We start from the raw sequence: 15,558 nt of genomic DNA on the forward strand, positions 1-15,558 counted from the left end.
AGTTTTTTGGCTCTTGCTTTTTTGTTTAAGGTAAATTTAATAAAAAAAGACTTTACTAGATCATAAGAGAAAAGAAATGAGTGAACAATGACAATTAAACAATTCTTGAAAAAAAAGCATAATCTACTTTTAAAGGAAATTGTAAGAAATAGCCTATTTTATCTGCTAATAGCCTTGTTTTATCTTTCTGGAATTACCTTAGTTTTAATGATTACAAGCCATGACAGTATTATTAATTTTCCAATTATTAAAGACAAGCTCTATGGTTTAACGAGTATGGTACTCATTAGACAAGTTCCAAGTATTATCTTTGGCTTTGCTTTGTTGGTTGGAGGGAGAGCTATTGCTAATCGTGCTCGAAATGCTTTTTATCCTACTTTAGGATTCTTAGTTTTAACAATTGTCTACACTTTTATTTACTACAGGTTAACAGGGCCAACGATTCTTTTAGGATTTCTTGTAATCTTGCTTTACCTTTGTCGCTCTAACTTGTATCGAAAACAATTGGTTATCAGCCATGAAAACATTTTTGTTGATGGCATTATCTGGTTATTTCTTATTATTTCTTATTTAATACTTGGTTTTTTAAACTTAGTTGATACGAATCATCCTGTTAAAGTATCACTTGAAAAACATTTCTCAGTTCCTTCTTTTCACTGGTGGTTGATGGGATTATCAGGCATTTTAGTCATTTGTATTGTAATTGGGATATTTTTATATTTTTTAAAGAAAAACCGTCAGTATCTTGGTAAAGATTTCCATTCAACTGAGTTTGAAGAGCTGCTTTTAAAAGGGGACCATCACTATGCGGGATTAGCTTATTTGTTAGATAAAAAAATCTGGTATTACCAAGTTAATAATGAAAATGTCATGGCATTGTTAATTAAAACAGTTGGTGATAAAGTGTTAGTGATGGGTGACTTCTTAGGAGATAAAACTTACCTTGATAGTGCATTGACTAGTTTTATAAAAGAAGCAGATCTTTATAATTTTCACCCTGTTTTTTATGAGATTTCTGAAAAACAAGTCTTACCAATCCATGATTTTGGATTTGAGTTTATGAAACTAGGCGAAGAGGGATTAGTAAAAACGGACACTTTTAATTTAAGTGGAAAGAAAAAGCAAAATCTCAGATCTATCGTCAATCAAACACAAAAAGCTGGTTATCACTTTAGTGTCATTCAAGCACCATTCTCAGATGATGTTATGCAAACATTAGAAACCATTTCAAAAGAATGGTTAAATGGACGAAAAGAAATGACATTTTCATTAGGTTTCTTTGACCCCTTTTACTTATCACATGCTAAAATAGCTATTCTAACCAGTCCGACAGAAGAAATTATAGCTTTTGCTAGTTTAGAAGAGTCATTTACTGAGAATTCGCTCTCAGTTGATTTGATGCGTTATTCTAATCAAGCCCCCAAAGCTATTATGGATGTTCTATTTATTCATATTATTGCCTATGCTAAAGAACAAGAGATTGCCTATTTCAACTTAGGTATGAGTCCCTTATCAAATGTTGGGCAATATAAATTTAGCTTTTTCACAGAGAAATTAGGCAATTTGTTGTACCAATATGGATCACAAATTTATTCATTTGAAGGCTTAAGAAAGTATAAAGAGAAATTTGCACAGGAATGGGAACCTTATTATATAGCCTATTCAAAACAATCCAATTTTTTATTTGTTGTCTTAGCATTGCTGAAAGCTTCAAATACCAAGTAATCTAATCAAAAAAGTCATTTTAAGCAAGATAGAACAGTTTGCTTAAAATGACTTTTTTAAATTATTAGAAAATTTCGGAAGAAGACTAGAATAATCACAATATTCTGTTATAATAGATAACAATCTAGTCATTTTTTGATTAAAAGTATAATAGAAAAGTGAAGAGTAACTAATGAAAGGTGTAAGCATAGGTTTACATAAAAGGTGTTTTATGGTAAAAAAAGGATTTCTAACAGGGTTGCTTTTATTTGGTATATTTTTTGGAGCAGGTAACCTGATTTTCCCTCCTGCATTAGGCGGTGCGTCAGGGAATCATTTTTGGCCTGCCATTTTAGGATTTTGTCTTTCAGGAGTTGGACTAGCTATTATTACCTTGCTTGTTGGCACACTGACAAATGGTGGTTACAAGCACGAAATGGATATTAAATTTAGTCCTTGGTTTTCGCTAGGATTCCTAGTTTTACTGTATCTAACAATTGGACCACTTTTTGCGATTCCTAGAACGGCTACTGTGTCATTTGAAGTAGGTTTGACGCCACTTGTTGGGCATAGTTCTTTAGCACTTTTTATCTTTACACTGGTCTATTTTTTAGCTGCCTTTGCCTTGGCCTTTAGACCAAATAATATACTAAATAGTGTTGGAAAAATCTTAACCCCTTTGTTTGCTATTCTTATTCTTTTATTAGTGACAATAGGTGCCCTTAAATATGGTCATAGCACAAGCTCTGTAGCTGACGCAGCTTATACTTCTAGTGCTTTTGGATCAGGAATTTTAGCTGGCTATAATACACTAGATGCCCTAGCAGCTGTAGCATTTTGTTTGGTTGCTATTGAAACCCTCAAACAGTTCGGATTTAATAGTAAAAAAGAATATTTATCAACCATCTGGGTCGTTGGGATTGTTACAAGTTTAGCATTTAGTATTCTGTATATCGGCTTAGGTTTCTTAGGAAACAAATTTCATATTCCATCAACTGTCTTAGCTGATCCAAATATTAATAAAGGTGCCTATATTTTGGCACAAGCTTCATATAGCATGTTTGGTCCATTTGGTCGTCTCTTTTTAAGCTTGATGGTTGTTTTAACTTGTTTTACAACAACAGTTGGTTTAATTGTTTCAGTATCTGAATTTTTTGATAAAAACTTTACATTTGGTCACTATAAAGGCTATGCTAGTGTATTCACCTTGATTGGATTTTTGATTGCTAATCTAGGTTTAAATACGGTTATCAAGTTTTCAGTGCCGGTTTTAACTTTGCTTTATCCGATTGTAATTGTTATGGTTATCATTATCCTTTTAAATAAATGGTTACCATTATCCAAAAGAGGCATGTCATTTACCATCGGTTTAGTTAGTTTTGTTTCTTTACTTGAAGTGTTATCAGGCTTATTTCCAGTTTCTGGTTTAACTACCTTGGTTAATCTGCTACCCCTTCATACCATGTCAATGGGCTGGTTTCTACCAACTATTATTGGTTTAGCAGTGGCATTAATTTTACCAGACAAACAATTAGGTCAATCTTTTGATCTCTCTCGTTTCCAAGCAGAAGCCATAGAGAAAAGTTAATAATTCACGAAAAGGGCTAGATGGCTCTTTTTTTGATATACTGGTTTTACCAATTCAAAGGAGAAAAAGCATTTGAAAGAAGTTACAAAAGAGTTATTTACAGTTGTTATGGCAAATGCTGATAACCCTGAGGATATCTTTTTCTTAAAAAACAAGTTGCAGGTTGATGATGAGATTTTGACTTATGCCTCAGATAAAAATGAGTTATCCCATTTAGAGTACAATAAGGATGAGCATAGTCTTCTCTTAATTTATAATGTTTTAGATGTATCTAAGCAGGGGCATTATTATCAAACGGTGCCCATTACCTTTTACGTGCACCAAAATCGTTTGCTTACTATTTATAAGGATCGAAGTGCCTATATTGTCAACCAAATGGCTAATTATTTAAAAGCTAATGAGGGACAAAGTCTTTATAAATTCTTATTTACTATTTTATATGTGACATCAAAAAATTATTTTCCAACGGTTGAAAAGATGAATCATGAACGCAATCGTCTTAATCTACTGCTCAGGGAACGGACAAGTAAACGTGAGTTATTGGAACTCTCTGATTTAGAAACTGGCTTAGTTTACATGGTGTCATCTAGTAAACAAAATGTATTACTCTTACAGCAAGTTAAAAGTTTAGGGGCACATTTGAAGTTAACAGATATTGAGACTGAAGAGCTTGATGATGCTATCATTGAAGCTAAACAGTTGTTAGAAATGACACAATTATCTGCTCAAGTTTTAAACCAGCTTGAAGGAACTTATAATAATGTGTTGAATAATGAATTGAATGACACGATGAAGATTTTAACCTTGTTGTCAATCTTATTAACCATTCCTAGCATCGTAACTGGTTTCTTTGGGATTAACGTGCCCTTACCTAAGAGCTTAACTCATAACCCGATAGGTTGGGTGATGGTTATCTTAATTTCTGTTGTGCTCTGGTTCGTGATGGCTCTGATCCTAAGAGTGATGATAAAACTCAGAAAAAAATAAGCAGCAACATTATAGCAAATCAAAAGGTCGGGATTGTGTTCCCGACCTTGTTTTCTAATAAAAACCAAATAGTTTTTCAGCTAATCGACAGGCTTCATCTAAGGTCAATGAATAATAAGTTTGATTGGAACAGGCATTTGCTTTCAACCAATTGACTAAATTGTCCTGATTACTGAAAAAATGCATTTGTGTACAACAATCTGTGGCCCAATTAGTTGACTGTGATAAGTCAACATGCAAAATACGAATATCTGGAAGATTAGTTTGAATAGTATTTGTTTTTATATCCATTGTAATGCTGATTGTTTCTTGCGACATTGGACAGTCTGATACTATTCTAATGGAATCATTTAAAAGGTAATAGATCCCCAATGCATCAATAGCACACATGGCATGATAAGTATTACCAGGAAGTGAAGCAATTTGAATGGTTTTATTAGTAGGCTTCAGCGAAAAAGGATAAGCCGCATCTAGTTGTCCTTCAGATGAATAGTGTAAGATATTTTTTACAGCCAGATCCTTTTCATATTGGAAGGAGCGGTTGTCTCGATGATATAGAATCTGTTCAATAATAGCATAGCGTTTAATTTTTTCGATACCAGATAAGGGTAAACTGATATTTTGTGTTTGATTAATGGCATCTTGGCTTTTGTTGAGCATTGATAACCTCCTTAGTTTAATTAACTAGTTAAGTATATAACAGTTGATGAGATTTGTATAGTAGTTTCATCTATTTTTTATGACACTCAATAATTTCTAATATGTTAGACAAAGAAAATGGCTAAAATAAGCTTTTTAGTAGTCTTTTTGTGTTGGAAAACGAGATAGCATTCTTAAATATCTATCTATTTCTTTAAAACTATCCATCTTTATGAGAAATTAATATGAAAGCGCTTTACATAACAGGGCTTGGGTTGTAAAATATAGGTGGAGGATTTTATATGAAAAAACATTTATTAGCTGGTTTTGTAACTCTTTCTTTATTTGGAATGGCTACTATGACAGTAGAAGCAACAGGACCCAAGGTTCCTTATCAACAAAAAGGGATTACTGAGTTATCAAAGGATGCTCCAGTAACCTATGTTACGATTGCTGAAATTGAGAAGAGCTTAGAAGGTAAAGGTAAAGTAACCGTTAGTTTTGACATTGATGATACACTACTGTTTAGTAGTCAGTATTTTCAATATGGGAAAACTTACTTAACGCCAGGAAGTTTTGATTATTTACACAAACAAGAGTTCTGGGATTTTGTTGCAAAACGTGGTGATCAGGATTCAATTCCTAAAAATTATGCAAAAGAATTAATAGCAATGCACCAGAAACGGGGAGATAAAATTGTTTTTATTACAGGTCGTACCCGAGGAAGTATGTACAAAGAAGGGGAAATTGATAAAACAGCTAAATCACTTGCTAAAGACTTTGACTTGAAAAAAGTTATCCCAATTAATTATACAGGTGATAAGGTTGTTAAACCATTTAAATATGACAAGAGCTATTTCATTGATAAATACCATTCGCAAATCCACTACGGAGATAGTGATGATGATATTCACGCTGCCAGAGAAGCTGGTGCACGACCTATCAGAATTTTAAGAGCTCCAAACTCAACTAATTTACCACTGCCACAAGCTGGTGGATACAAAGAAGAAGTTCTCAAAAATTCAGCCTACTAAGTCGAAACCTTGTTATCAAGGTTTCCTTTTTTTATGTTTTGCCTCTTAGATGGTATAATAGACAGAGAATTAAGAAAAGGAGTCGTTGAGATGACATTTGAAGAGATATTACCTGGCTTAAAAGCTAAGAAAAAATATGTGAGAACTGGTTGGGGGGGGGCTGAGAATTACGTTCAATTGTTTGATTCAATTGAACAAAATGGGCAAGCTTTGGAAGTTACTCCTTATTTTCTAATCAATGTTTCTGGGGATGGTGAAGGTTTCTCAATGTGGGCTCCGACACCTTGTGACGTCTTGGCTGAAGATTGGGTTGAAGTGAATGACTAAAACGGTTTTAGTGACTGGTGTATCATCTGGAATTGGATTTGCCCAAGCTCAGGCTTTTTTGAAACTTGGTTATACTGTATATGGTCTTGATCTAGCTGACCAACCTAAATTGACTGGTAATTTTCATTTTTATCAGGCTGATATCAGTCAAGATTGTCAGGCGATTTTTGAAGAAATTGGGACAATTGATATTCTGTGCAACACGGCTGGCATTTTGGATGCTTACTTGCCTTTGCTTGCTGTCAGTCAAGACCAGTTTGCAAGGATTATGGACGTCAACTTTTTTGGGGCTGTTCGAGCGACTTCCTTTTTTCTGGGCAAAATGCTAGCGCAGCAATCCGGCATCATTATTAACATGTGTTCCATTGCCAGTTTCATGGCTGGTGGAGGCGGTGTGGCTTATACAGCTAGTAAACACGCCCTGGCTGGGTTCACGCGACAATTAGCATTGGACTATGCCAAGGCTGGTATTTCGGTTTTCGGGATTGCGCCTGGTGCTGTTAAAACTCAGATGACGGCCAGTGATTTTGAGCCCGGTGGCATGGCGGATTGGGTAGCTCAAGAAACACCAATTGGGCGTTGGTTAGAAGCTGATGAAGTGGCAGAATTAACTTTGTACTTGGCTAGTGGGAAAGCTTCTGGCTTACAAGGTGAGATTGTTAAAATCGATGGTGGATGGAGTTTGAAATAAATGAAAATTAGACCAGAAAATAGAGTAGACTATCAAAAGATTCATTCCTTAATCAATGAATCTTTTGCGACGGCTGAACATGCTGATGGTAATGAGGCAGAGTTGGTTGAGGCTTTAAGAGCTGGAACAGCCTACCTGCCAGAATTAACATTGGTCATGGAAGATAAGGAAACAATTATTGGTTTTGTTATGTTTACAAAAGCAAAATTTTCTGATCAGAAATCATTAGTCTTGTCGCCAATTGCAATTGCACCAGAGTGGCAAAAGCAAGGGATTGGCAGTCAATTAATTGAAGCAGGGCATGCTAAGGCAAAAGAAATGGGATTTGACTTAATTTTTGTGCTTGGTAGTGATGTTTACTATCCTAAATTTGGTTATCAAAATGCCCAAAAGTTGGGCGTGACCATTCCTAACGACTTTCCAAGTCAATATTTTATGGTACTGCCCCTTGCTGGACAGAATGACTTATCAGGACAAGTAAGATTCGCTGATGAATTTGGAATTACAGATTAAGAGAAGGAGATAGAATGCAATTAGCTATTTTAGGAACAGGAAAAATTGTCGAGGAGGCTCTACCAGTATTACAGGAAACTGATGGTATAATCCTAAAAGCAATTCTTTCAACAGCACGTAGCATTGAAAAGGCGGAACAATTAGCTGAGGATTTTGGAATTGAGGAAGCCTCAAGTGATTATGATTATCTTTTAAATAATCCAGAAATTGATACAGTTTATGTTGCTACACCAAACCATTTGCATTATGACATGGCTAAGAAGGCTTTGCTTGCAGACAAACATGTTATTTGTGAAAAGCCTTTTACCTTAACGATGACTGAGTTTGAAGATTTACGTCAGATTGCCCAGGATAAGAATTTGATTTTATTGGAAGCAATCACCAATCAGTACTTAGAAAATGTTACTTTTATAAAAAATCATTTAGAGCAACTTGGGGAAATCAAGATTGTTGAGTGCAATTATTCTCAATATTCCTCTCGTTATGATGCTTTTAAAGCTGGAGAGATTGCGCCAGCCTTTGACCCTGAAAAAGGGGGAGGGGCTCTACGCGATTTGAATGTTTATAATATTCATATTGTTGTCGGATTATTTGGTCAGCCCCAAAATGTCAATTACATGCCAAATATTGAACGACATATTGATACTTCAGGAATTTTGATTTTGGATTATGGGCAATTCAAGGTGGTTTGTATTGGTGCTAAGGATTGTAGTGCTGAAATCAAGTCAACAATCCAAGGAAATAAAGGGTCAATCAGTATTTTAGGAGCAACCAATACCGTTCCTAAGGTTGCCTTGACTTTGAATGATCAGGAAGAAGAAATTATTGACCTGAATAAAGGCAATCATCGTATGGTGGCTGAGTTTAAAGCCTTCCAAGAAATCATCAATAATAAGGACTATGCTAAAGCAAAGCAGGCTTTAGAGCATAGTCAAATGGTTATGGCAGTCTTGGATCAAGCAGCCAAACAAATCTAAAAAAAGAGGGAGATAGCTTAGCTAACTCCCTCTTTATGCAGTCTTTCACATTTTATGCTATAATGAGGTCATATTTGAATAGAAATAATAAGGAAATAATATGACAAACTACGCAATAATCTTAGCTGCGGGTAAAGGTACTCGCATGAAATCTGACCTTCCAAAAGTGCTTCATAACGTTTCAGGATTAAGCATGTTAGAACATGTTTTTCGCAGTGTTTCTGCTATTGAACCTGAAAAATTTGTCACTGTTATTGGACATAAAGCAGAGCTTGTTCAAGAAGTTTTAGCAGAACAATCAGAATTTGTTCTTCAAGAAGAACAACTAGGAACTGGTCATGCTGTTATGATGGCTGAGGGACAGTTAGCTGACTTGGAAGGCAATACCTTAGTTATTGCAGGTGATACCCCCCTAATTACTGGTGAAAGCTTAAAAAATCTCATTGATTTCCATGTGAATCATAAAAATGTAGCAACTATTTTAACAGCGCGTGCTGAGGATCCATTTGGCTATGGTCGTATTATCAGAAACTCTGACGATGAAGTGATTAAAATTGTTGAACAAAAAGACGCTAACTCATATGAGCAAGCTGTTAAAGAAATCAATACAGGTACATACTTATTTGACAACAAACGTCTGTTTGAAGCTTTGAAAAATATTAATACCAATAATGCGCAAGGTGAATACTATCTGACTGATGTTATCTCAATTTTTAGAGAAAACCACGAAAAAGTCGGAGCATATATTCTCCGTGACTTCAATGAAAGTTTGGGAGTAAATGATCGCGTTGCCCTAGCGACAGCTGAAAATGTTATGCATCGTCGCATTAACAAGACCCATATGGTAAACGGCGTTACCTTCCAAAATCCAGATGCAACTTACATTGAACGTGATGTTATCATTGAACCAGATGTTGTGATTGAAGCTAATGTAACCTTAAAAGGGAAAACAAAAATTGGGTCTGGGACAGTCTTGACGAATGGGACATACATTGTTGATTCTGAAATTGGACAATCTTCTGTTATCACTAACTCTATGATTGAAGAATCAATACTTGCTGACGCTGTTACTGTTGGCCCTTATGCCCACATCCGTCCAGGTTCAAAACTTGAAAAAAATGTTCATGTTGGGAATTTTGTGGAGGTCAAAGGCTCAACTCTTGGGCAGGGGACTAAAGCAGGGCACTTAACCTACATTGGTAATGCGCAAGTAGGATCTGACGTTAACTTTGGTGCTGGTACAATTACTGTTAACTACGATGGTCAAAACAAGTTCAAAACAATTATTGGCAGCAATGTTTTCATTGGCAGTAATTCAACCCTTATTGCACCTTTGGAAATAGGAGATAACTCGCTAACAGCAGCCGGCTCTACCATTACCAAAAATGTAAGTTCTGACAGCGTTGCAATTGGGCGAAGTCGCCAAGAAACAAAAGAAGGCTATGCCAAACGCTTGCCTCATCATCCATCAAACAAAAAATAAGCTAACCACTTGTGAAAAGGAGGAGAAGGATGGAATTTGAAGAAAAGACTATTCGTCGCCAAACTATTTATGACGGTGCCATTTTTAAGGTTGCTGTTGATGACGTGGAGCTTCCTAATGGTCTTGGACAAGCCAAAAGAGAACTAGTCTTTCACCGTGGTGCCGTATCGGTCCTTGCCATTACTGATGCTCAAAAAATTCTTTTGGTTAAGCAATATCGCAAAGCGATTGAGCAGATTTCCTATGAAATACCAGCTGGTAAATTAGAGGTTGGTGAAACTGGCTCTGAGCTTGACGCGGCAGCAAGAGAGTTAGAGGAAGAGACAGGCTATCAAGGTCAGTTAGAATTCATTTATGAGTTTTACACAGCAATTGGATTTTGTAATGAAAAAATCAAGCTCTATTTGGCAAGTCAATTAGAAAAAGTTCCCAATCCTCACCCACAAGATGACGATGAAGTGATTGAGCTATTAGAAGTTTCCTATAAAGAGGCATGTGACATGATTGCGGTTGGAAAAATAGTTGATGCTAAGACAATTCTTGCTATTCAATACTACGGTTTAACTTTTGGAGGTAGAGACTAATGGGAAAATCTTTATTAACAGATGATGTCATTGAACGTGCACAACGTGGCGAGACTTTTGATCAAGACCCTTATTTAGACTCAGATACAAAGATTATCACATTTGAAGATTCAGAAGAAAATGATTATTATGATGATAATCGCATTTATAAAAGCAGACGCATTGAGAATGCTAGAAGAAGTCAATTTCAAGCTAAGTTAAACTTGATGTTGTTTGCCTTATTAGTCTTAATTGCGATCCTAATTTTTGCAGTATTTAGACTTTAAAGGAGATAAACACGATTATGAAAATTGGGATTATTGCAGCCATGGAGGAGGAGTTAAAGACCCTCTTGGAGGCTTTGTCAGATAAAAATGAGCAAGTTATTTTAGGAACAAGCTATTATAGTGGACGTATTGGACAGCATGATTTAGTACTGGTTCAATCAGGAATTGGAAAAGTCATGTCAGCGATGACGGTTGCTATGTTAGCTGAAAATTTTAAGGTTGAAGCTATTATCAATACCGGATCAGCAGGTGCTGTAGCAAGTGAACTTGCTATTGGAGATATTGTTGTTGCACAGAAGCTTGCTTATCATGATGTTGATTTGACTGCTTTTGGTTATGATTATGGACAAATGGCTCAACAGCCTCTATTTTTTGACTGTGATCAAAACTTTATTTTAACATTTCAAGCTGTTCTTAATGAGGCTGATAACCATAGTAAAATTGGCCTAATTGTTACGGGTGATTCCTTTATTGCTGGTCAAGATAAGATTGATCAGATTAAAGAGCATTTCCCTCATGTACTTGCAGTGGAAATGGAAGGGGCGGCAATTGCACAGGCAGCCCACGCATGTAAGCTTCCATTTATTGTGATAAGAGCGATGAGTGATACAGCTGCACATGATGCTAATATCACTTTTGATCAGTTCATTATTGAAGCAGGTAAACAATCAGCAAAAATCTTAGTAGCATTTCTTGAAAAATTAAACTAAAAAAGATTGGAAAAATTTTCCAATCTTTTTTATTGTGCGGTGACATAGAGTTCTTTAGCGATGTTTTCAGGAATCATTAAGGTCTTGTCTTGGTAAGAAATGGTATAAGTTTTGGCAAAATTATCAATTTGCTCTAACTTGAAATTAGTATTAATGTTTAATTGATGAGTTTCTAGATAGTGAATCAAATGGTATTGATCATGAATTCGACTTAATTGATATTGCCCAGTTTGAGTCACTTGATTAAGGGTTTTAGTATGCATTTCAGACAAGGCTTGTCCCTTGCGAGGAATGGTTCCTCCGTGTGGACAGAATGTCGGAAAGCCTAAACGTTCATCTAAGCGATCGATAAAAGTATCTGAAACAGTGTGTTCCAAGACCTCTGCTTCTTGGTGTACTTCTTGCGAAGTATAAGAAAGGTGATTAATTAAAAAAACTTCAATTAATCGATGTTTACGATAGAGACTAGCAATTAATGTCAAGCCCTTTTCTGTTAAAAAATAACCTCGATCCTTATCTTTAACAATCCAATCTTGGTTAATCATTTTTTTAATCATTTCTGAAACAGCGGGTGCAGAAACTTGCATTCTCTCGGCAATCATTTTATTAGAAATTTTTTTGGATTCTTGTCCAAGTTCATAGATACATTTAAGATAATCTTCTTTATTAGGCGTCATTTATTTTGCCTTTCTCTTATTTATAATCATTATTATAACAAAATTTTTCAGAAAAATCTTGACAAAAGCAATTAAATAATATAGATTAATATTATAATTAACTATACTTAATTAATTTAATAACATGTATTAAGGAGAAAAAATGAAGAAGAAATTTACATTTGTTTTGACTGCTGCCTTATCATTGCTGATGCTATCAGCTTGTTCAAGCCAAAGTCAACAAACAAAAAAAGATGATAAGTTGAATGTCGTAGCGACTAATTCAATTATTGCCGATATGACAAAAAATATTGCCGGTGATAAAATTAATTTACACAGTATCGTTCCGGTTGGTCAAGATCCGCATGAGTATGAACCGTTACCTGAGGATGTTGAGAAAACAAGCTCGGCCGATTTGGTTTTTTATAACGGTATTAATTTAGAAGATGGTGGCAATGCTTGGTTTACAAAATTAATTAAGAATGCCAAAAAAGAAAAAAACAAAGATTACTTTGCAGTTTCTGATGGCGTTGATGTGATTTACTTAGAAGGTCAGAATGAAAAAGGAAAAGAAGACCCTCATGCCTGGTTGAATCTTGAAAATGGGATGATCTATTCTCGAAATATTGCAAAGCAACTGATTAAGAAAGATCCAAAAAATAAACAGTATTACCAATCTCACTTGGATTCTTACCTTTCTAAATTAGAAAAATTAGATCAAGAAGCTAAATCTAAGTTTAATAAGATTCCTGCTGAGAAAAAGATGATTGTAACAAGTGAAGGTTGTTTTAAATATTTCTCAAAAGCCTATCAAGTACCATCTGCTTACATTTGGGAAATTAATACTGAAGAAGAAGGCACACCTGACCAAATTTCAAGTTTAATTGACCAGTTGAAGAAGAAGAAATTATCATCGTTATTTGTTGAGTCAAGTGTAGATAGCCGTCCAATGAAATCAGTTTCTAAGGATAGTGGTATTCCTATTTATTCTGAAATATTTACAGATTCAGTCGCTAAAAAAGGACAAGCAGGAGATAGTTACTATGCAATGATGAAGTGGAATTTAGATAAGATTTCAGAAGGTTTAGCAAAATAATAGCCATAAAGCACAGGAGCTCTAGGAGCATGTGCTTTATTTATTTCTAGGAGGAGTTTTTTATGATTTCAATAAAAAATCTAAATGTTATCTATTCCGGTAATATAGAAGCGTTGACAGATATCACTATTGACATTAATGAAGGAGGAATTATTGGTATCCTGGGACCGAACGGTGCTGGTAAATCGACCTTTATGAAAGCAATCTTGGGATTAATACCTTACTCGGGTCAAATTACTTTAACGCCTATGTGTAGCAATCTTGGAAAAACAGCTATTTCCTATGTTGAACAGCGTAGTCACATTGATGTCAATTTTCCAATGACGGTTTCAGAGTGTGTCTTATTAGGTACTTATGGAAGATTAGGGGTGTTTAAAAAGGTCGGACAAACAGAAAAAAGAAAAGTCAATCATTACTTAGAAAAAGTAGGTTTATTAGATTTTGTTAATCGCCCAATCAAAAGTTTATCGGGTGGACAATTTCAACGCATGTTATTAGCTAGGTGCCTTATTCAAGAAAAACAATTTTTATTTTTGGATGAACCATTCGTGGGAATTGATTCTTTAAGTGAATCAATTATATTGGGACTTCTTAGAGAATTAGCTAATGAGGGGAAGACGATTTTAATTGTTCATCATGATTTAAGTAAGGTTGAGGAGTATTTTGACCGTATCTTGTTGTTAAATAAACAGTTATTAGCTTATGGATCAATAGAAGAAGCCTTTACCATTCCAGCATTAGAAAAAGCCTATGGCGATCATTTAATAAGGAGATAAGAAATGGTTTTTGATAAATTTATAAATGGCATATTACAGTATCATTTTTTACAAAATGCTCTGATTACTGCCTTGGTTATTGGTATTGTCTCAGGAATTGTAGGGTGCTTTATTATTTTACGATCAATGTCATTGATGGGTGATGCTATCTCTCATGCTGTACTACCTGGTGTTGCGGTTTCATATATTTTAGGGATTAATTTTTTTATCGGAGCAATTTGCTTTGGTCTTATTGCTTCCGTTTTAATTACTTATATCAAAGAAAATAGTGTGATAAAAGGAGACACAGCTATTGGAATTACATTTAGTTCATTTCTAGCCTTGGGGATTATCTTGATCGGGGTTGCCAATAGTTCAACTGATTTGTTTCATATTCTTTTCGGAAATATTTTAGCTGTTCAAGATAGTGATAAATGGGTAACTATTGGAGTTTCTATTCTTGTTATCGGAGTCATTATTCTCTTTTTTAAAGAACTGCAATTAACATCTTTTGATCCCGTGTTGGCTCAGACAATGGGGATAAATGTTACTTTCTATCATTACTTATTGATGATTATTTTAACATTAGTTTCTGTCACGGCTATGCAAAGTGTCGGGACTATTTTAATAGTGGCCATGTTAATTACTCCAGCTGCGACAGCTTATTTATATGTCAATAGTTTAAAGGCAATGTTACTATTATCCTCTTCAATTGGTGCCATTTCTTCCGTACTGGGTTTATATATCGGTTATACTTTTAATATTGCAGCAGGATCTATGATAGTTTTGACTTCGGCAATTATTTTTACGATTAGTTTTTTTCTTTCTCCCAAACAACGATATCGTAAAGCCTAAAAAAACAGATAAGTTAAATCGTCTTAACTTGTCCGTTTTTGCTTTATTATGTGACTTTCAGTCCGTTTCGCTCCGCAGGTGCGAAACAAAAAAACCACCCGCTATGCGGGTGCGCGTCGAAAGTTATACTACCAAAAAACTCCAAACGCGCTACAATATAGGTGTTCAAGCCAATTGTAAAGCGAGAGGAGTAAAAAAATATGGCGTAAAAGGCACATAGTTTGTCACACACAAAGTGGATGTGTTCTATCACATTGTGTTCACCCCTAAGTATAGACGAAAAATAATCTATAATCAATATAGAGGTAGTTTAGGAGAAATTTTTCAAAGATTATGTCGCTATAAAGGTGTAGAAATAATAGAAGGACATCTGATGCCAGATCATGTACACATGTTAGTAAGCATTCCACCAAGGTTAAGCGTTTCAAGTTTTATGGGCTATTTAAAAGGTAAGAGTGCACTTATGATGTTCGACAAGCACTCCAATCTGAAATATAAATTTGGGAATCGACACTTTTGGGCAGAAGGTTATTATGTTAGTACGGTTGGATTAAATGAAGCTACAATAAAAAAATATATTTAAGAACAAGAAAAACATGATATAGCACTAGATAAATTGAGTGTGAAAGAATATGAGGATCCCTTTAGGGATAACAGTAAGTAATACAAATGCCTCTTTAAGAGGCCGGTGAC

17 protein-coding genes and 1 pseudogene are annotated in these 15,558 nt (G+C 35.0%); 16 read left to right on the plus strand and 2 right to left on the minus strand.

What is annotated here, in order from left to right; genetic code table 11:
- Positions 1-87 precede the first annotated feature (87 nt).
- The 3 genes from ACVRZD_RS06530 (at position 88) to ACVRZD_RS06540 (ending at position 4,279) form a co-directional block, all read left to right on the plus strand.
- Positions 88-1,725 (plus strand): phosphatidylglycerol lysyltransferase domain-containing protein, encoded by a 1,638-nt coding sequence (locus tag ACVRZD_RS06530; RefSeq protein WP_037625369.1) that lies wholly within the window; start codon positions 88-90, stop codon positions 1,723-1,725.
- Between the two features lie 211 nt (positions 1,726-1,936).
- Positions 1,937-3,292: a branched-chain amino acid transport system II carrier protein gene (gene brnQ, locus ACVRZD_RS06535; protein WP_037625367.1), complete on the plus strand. Its 1,356-nt coding sequence runs from the start codon at positions 1,937-1,939 to the stop codon at positions 3,290-3,292.
- Positions 3,293-3,364: 72 nt separating this feature from the next.
- The gene (locus ACVRZD_RS06540; protein WP_037625365.1) at positions 3,365-4,279 is read left to right on the plus strand and encodes a magnesium transporter CorA family protein; all 915 of its coding nucleotides are present in this window, start codon (positions 3,365-3,367) and stop codon (positions 4,277-4,279) included.
- A gap of 54 nt (positions 4,280-4,333) precedes the next feature.
- Here the strand turns inward: ACVRZD_RS06540 and merB are convergent, their stop codons facing one another.
- A complete protein-coding gene (gene merB / locus ACVRZD_RS06545) occupies positions 4,334-4,939 on the minus strand; it encodes an organomercurial lyase (RefSeq protein WP_052128122.1) in 606 nt (201 codons plus the stop codon).
- A gap of 281 nt (positions 4,940-5,220) precedes the next feature.
- On the opposite strand from merB, the gene aphA reads away from it, so the two are divergent.
- The 9 genes from aphA (at position 5,221) to ACVRZD_RS06590 (ending at position 11,503) form a co-directional block, all read left to right on the plus strand.
- Positions 5,221-5,952 carry an acid phosphatase AphA gene (gene aphA / locus ACVRZD_RS06550; RefSeq protein ID WP_037625363.1) on the plus strand — a complete coding sequence of 244 codons (732 nt, stop codon included), beginning with the start codon at positions 5,221-5,223 and terminating at the stop codon, positions 5,950-5,952.
- A gap of 90 nt (positions 5,953-6,042) precedes the next feature.
- Positions 6,043-6,279 (plus strand): DUF2829 domain-containing protein, encoded by a 237-nt coding sequence (locus ACVRZD_RS06555; protein WP_447450368.1) that lies wholly within the window; start codon positions 6,043-6,045, stop codon positions 6,277-6,279.
- On the plus strand, positions 6,272-6,970 hold the full coding sequence (locus ACVRZD_RS06560; RefSeq protein WP_037625361.1) for a 3-oxoacyl-ACP reductase: 699 nt from the start codon (positions 6,272-6,274) through the stop codon (positions 6,968-6,970). The genes ACVRZD_RS06555 and ACVRZD_RS06560 overlap by 8 nt, the downstream gene beginning before the upstream one ends.
- Entirely contained in the window at positions 6,971-7,483 is a 513-nt protein-coding gene (locus ACVRZD_RS06565; RefSeq protein ID WP_037625360.1) for a GNAT family N-acetyltransferase, read from the plus strand.
- A gap of 14 nt (positions 7,484-7,497) precedes the next feature.
- Positions 7,498-8,460, plus strand: coding sequence for a Gfo/Idh/MocA family protein (locus ACVRZD_RS06570; RefSeq protein ID WP_037625358.1), 963 nt, complete (start codon positions 7,498-7,500; stop codon positions 8,458-8,460).
- Between the two features lie 100 nt (positions 8,461-8,560).
- A complete protein-coding gene (glmU, locus tag ACVRZD_RS06575) occupies positions 8,561-9,943 on the plus strand; it encodes a bifunctional UDP-N-acetylglucosamine diphosphorylase/glucosamine-1-phosphate N-acetyltransferase GlmU (RefSeq protein ID WP_037625356.1) in 1,383 nt (460 codons plus the stop codon).
- A gap of 29 nt (positions 9,944-9,972) precedes the next feature.
- A complete protein-coding gene (locus tag ACVRZD_RS06580; RefSeq protein WP_037625354.1) occupies positions 9,973-10,527 on the plus strand; it encodes an NUDIX hydrolase in 555 nt (184 codons plus the stop codon).
- A complete protein-coding gene (macP, locus tag ACVRZD_RS06585; protein WP_037625352.1) occupies positions 10,527-10,793 on the plus strand; it encodes a cell wall synthase accessory phosphoprotein MacP in 267 nt (88 codons plus the stop codon). Before ACVRZD_RS06580 ends, macP begins: the two co-directional genes overlap by 1 nt.
- Positions 10,794-10,810: 17 nt before the next feature.
- Positions 10,811-11,503 carry a 5'-methylthioadenosine/adenosylhomocysteine nucleosidase gene (locus ACVRZD_RS06590; protein WP_037625350.1) on the plus strand — a complete coding sequence of 231 codons (693 nt, stop codon included), beginning with the start codon at positions 10,811-10,813 and terminating at the stop codon, positions 11,501-11,503.
- A gap of 29 nt (positions 11,504-11,532) precedes the next feature.
- Here ACVRZD_RS06590 and ACVRZD_RS06595 read toward each other — a convergent pair whose 3' ends face one another.
- Positions 11,533-12,180 carry a metal-dependent transcriptional regulator gene (locus ACVRZD_RS06595; protein ID WP_037625348.1) on the minus strand — a complete coding sequence of 216 codons (648 nt, stop codon included), beginning with the start codon at positions 12,178-12,180 and terminating at the stop codon, positions 11,533-11,535.
- A gap of 142 nt (positions 12,181-12,322) precedes the next feature.
- On the opposite strand from ACVRZD_RS06595, the gene ACVRZD_RS06600 reads away from it, so the two are divergent.
- The 4 genes and pseudogenes from ACVRZD_RS06600 (at position 12,323) to tnpA (ending at position 15,529) form a co-directional block, all read left to right on the plus strand.
- The gene (locus ACVRZD_RS06600; RefSeq protein ID WP_037625347.1) at positions 12,323-13,255 is read left to right on the plus strand and encodes a metal ABC transporter substrate-binding protein; all 933 of its coding nucleotides are present in this window, start codon (positions 12,323-12,325) and stop codon (positions 13,253-13,255) included.
- 62 nt (positions 13,256-13,317) lie between these two features.
- The gene (locus ACVRZD_RS06605) at positions 13,318-14,031 is read left to right on the plus strand and encodes a metal ABC transporter ATP-binding protein (protein WP_037625345.1); all 714 of its coding nucleotides are present in this window, start codon (positions 13,318-13,320) and stop codon (positions 14,029-14,031) included.
- A 3-nt stretch (positions 14,032-14,034) separates the two neighbouring features.
- Complete coding sequence (locus tag ACVRZD_RS06610) at positions 14,035-14,865, plus strand: metal ABC transporter permease subunit (protein ID WP_447450369.1); 831 nt, start codon at positions 14,035-14,037, stop codon at positions 14,863-14,865.
- Between the two features lie 239 nt (positions 14,866-15,104).
- Positions 15,105-15,529: pseudogene (tnpA, locus tag ACVRZD_RS06615) on the plus strand (IS200/IS605 family transposase).
- Positions 15,530-15,558 lie beyond the last annotated feature (29 nt).

Source organism: Streptococcus hongkongensis, assembly GCF_053206145.1.